The sequence below is a fragment of the Leisingera sp. ANG49 genome, from assembly GCF_059694505.1.
The window spans coordinates 1-376 of record NZ_JCATZN010000065.1 but is presented as its reverse complement, the minus strand read 5'-3'; the positions used below and the strand labels follow the sequence as shown (position 1 = coordinate 376).

Sequence of the window (376 nt, the reverse complement as noted above, 5' to 3'; positions counted from 1 at the left end):
AGAGCCTGGACAAGAAGGCCAACAGCCGATGGCGTCGGATGCGTTTGCGCAGAACGACCGCGCCGTCGCCATCCAGACCAGCAACACTGCAGGTTGTCTTTCCCAGATCAATGCCCAGAACTGCGATCTCCATCAGAATGCTCCTTCTTCTCCGCTGATCTTCACAACAATAGCCGTGGTCTCGGCGGGAAAGCAGTTCATCCCATTACGTCACGCGCTATTTGCTTGTTCGTGCTCCATGCGGCGAAGGACCGCTCTTCCAACATTCCCAAGCAAAGTCCTGCCTTCAGCTGCTCCATTGGAAACCAATGCTTAAACAACGATCAGCCCTCTGCTAGCGGCAATTGCCACAGCCTGAGTTGTGTTCACAGCGGAG

1 pseudogene is annotated in these 376 nt (G+C 55.1%); it reads right to left on the bottom strand.

The window, feature by feature from the left end:
• A pseudogene (locus AC58NV_RS23750) lies at positions 1–133 on the bottom strand (IS110-like element ISMmg1 family transposase); the annotation flags it as partial.
• Positions 134–376: the final 243 nt, after the last annotated feature.